The sequence below is a fragment of the Pseudonocardia nigra genome, from assembly GCF_019396355.1.
GTDB classification, from domain to species: Bacteria; Actinomycetota; Actinomycetes; order Mycobacteriales; family Pseudonocardiaceae; genus Pseudonocardia; species Pseudonocardia nigra.
In genome coordinates this window covers 1-2,166 of the sequence record NZ_JAHKRK010000419.1, presented here as the reverse complement: position 1 = coordinate 2,166, position 2,166 = coordinate 1, and the positions used below count along the sequence as shown (strand labels likewise).

General features: G+C 71.1%; 3 protein-coding genes. All 3 read right to left on the bottom strand.

All coding sequences use genetic code 11. The annotated features are described in order from the left end of the window. Positions 1–77: 77 nt before the first annotated feature. From KME75_RS41150 to KME75_RS44565, 3 genes are read right to left on the bottom strand one after another with little or no spacing between them, the layout of a single operon-like run. Positions 78–929, bottom strand: a complete 852-nt coding sequence (locus tag KME75_RS41150) for a hypothetical protein (protein WP_219420403.1) — start codon at positions 927–929, stop codon at positions 78–80. Then, positions 926–1,687: an alpha/beta fold hydrolase gene (locus KME75_RS44570; protein ID WP_308283506.1), complete on the bottom strand. Its 762-nt coding sequence runs from the start codon at positions 1,685–1,687 to the stop codon at positions 926–928. The genes KME75_RS41150 and KME75_RS44570 overlap by 4 nt, the downstream gene beginning before the upstream one ends. Further along, on the bottom strand, positions 1,675–2,010 hold the full coding sequence (locus KME75_RS44565) for a hypothetical protein (protein WP_246633810.1): 336 nt from the start codon (positions 2,008–2,010) through the stop codon (positions 1,675–1,677). Before KME75_RS44565 ends, KME75_RS44570 begins: the two co-directional genes overlap by 13 nt. Positions 2,011–2,166: the final 156 nt, after the last annotated feature.

Sequence of the window (2,166 nt, the reverse complement as noted above, 5' to 3'; positions counted from 1 at the left end):
CCGCAACCCGCTGACCAGCGGCAACACCACCGCCTAGAGACACGCCCCTTCAGGGGGCCTCGACGTGTTTCCCCAGGTCACGCCCTACATCTCGCCTCTAGAGCACCTGAATTACGCGGAACGCGGGGCCGCGCGTCGGGCTCCGGCGGCTCCCACCGCCGCCACGGCGACCCTTCGCGGGCCAGGTAGTCGGCGATGCGCGCTCCGCTGTCGTGGTACTCCTCCTCGGACACGCCCCCAAAACACCCGAATTGGAAGTAGGCCCGCTCGCCGACGGCGCGTGAGCGCCAGGTGCAAGTGCTCTCGACCACGAGGATGGTCCCGCCGGGGGCGAGCCGCTCGGCGAGGAACCGCTCGAGCGTGCGTCCCAACGTTCGGCGTTTGAGCCGGAGGTAGGCCATGCCTTCGAGCATCGGACGGTCCTGCGCCGGGTCGTGCATGTGGTAGACGGCGACCTCGGGGTTGCGCCGCGCGACGAGCCGGGTGGTCGGAGCCAGCGCCTCCATCGCGCCGACGGGGTCGTCCGGGTGGGTCTGCAGGTCGCGGACCGCGACCAGCGTGGTCTGCGGAAGGTAGGGAGCCCGCAGCGCTGCGGCGAGGTGCACGACAGCGCCGCTGGGCGAGCCCACGACGACGACGGGGTACGGCCCGCGCGCGTACTGGCCGGCCACCCACTCGGATATGTCGTCGGCGCTGATGCGGTGGGCCTGATCGAGGGGGATGCCCTGGGCAACACCCATGACCGGGAACGTGGCGCGGCGTGCTCGCATGGGCAGGGACGACGCGAGGTCCGCCAGCCGCCGCGAGCCCGGTCCCACCGAGAGCCCGCGGTTGTCCTTCCCCCGCAGGAAGCGACCGAGAGTGCGAGCAACGTTGACTCCGGAATCGAAGTCGACGAGGTACCGCGCCGCGCGCAGCCGCTGCCTCACGAGACCTCCTCCAGGAGCGGCCGCACGATGCGGGCAAGTTCCTTCGGGGCGGACCAATTCACCGTGTGCCCTACACCCGGGACCTCGGCGAGCCGGCCCTGCGGCAGGCCCGAAGCGACCTCGCCGGCCCATTCCCTGGGCACGATCGGATCCCGCCCGCCGCGCACGACCACCGCACTCATCTGCACATGATGAAGCTTGCGTTCCACGGGGTCGGCCAGCATGTACGCCAGCGTCTCGACATAGCGCCGGGCCCCACAGGCGATCCAGTCGGGCGCCAGAACCGCACCCAGCATGGGGGGTTCCAAGCGGCTGTTGGCGAGCTGCCGCGCGAACTGTTGCGGGGCCGAGCGCGCATGCCGATCGACCGTCGGGCCGACCAGCACGACCGGGCCGACCAGCTCGGGGGCATGGACGGCGAGGTCGACGACGACTTGGCACCCGGTGGAGTTGGCAACCAGCACCGCGCCGCCGCGACCGGTCGCCCGCAGCCAGTCTGCCAACGCGAGCGAGAGACCGCGGACATCGAGCGTGCGCGACGGGCCGCGCGTGCGCCCGAATCCCGGCAGATCCGGCGCTGCAACCCGGGCATGGCAGCGCAGTGCACGGGCTACTGGCAAGAAGTACCGGTGCGAGCAACCCAACCCGTGCACGCAGACGACCGCGGGCGCGTGCGGCGGGCCGAGGAGGCCGGCATGGATCCGCGTTCCCGCGGCAGCGGTGTGCTCGCTGGCGCCCCAGCCGTTCAGCGCGCCCACCGGCGCGCCATCACGACCGCAGTGGTCAGCAGTGCGGCCGACGCGGTCCGGCGCAACGCCGTGCGGCGTTTGCCATGCCAGCCACCCGACACCGACCCCGTACCGGACGCGGCCTGGAACAGGTTGCCGTCGGTGGCCGGCGCCGGCTTGGTCCGATACAGGTGACCCTTGTCGACCTGCAGCGCCATCTGCCGCTCGGTCAACCCCGGCGCGATCTTCATCTGCACGACCAGGCCTCGCCCCGCCGGGCCGACAATGACCTCGCGGCGGGGAACACGAATGAGGTTCACGATCGTGCGGGCTACCCGCTCCGCGGAATACACCGGTGGCAGTGCTTTCGCCTTGCGACCAGTGAGGTGATCTCAGCGAGGAACTGAGGGTGCACAGCGGCGACACGGGCAAATCGGTCATGTCCGGCGGTGCTGGTGTGGGCGTGGGGTCCCCGGTAGGGACGTTCTCACCACAAGATCCATCCGAGG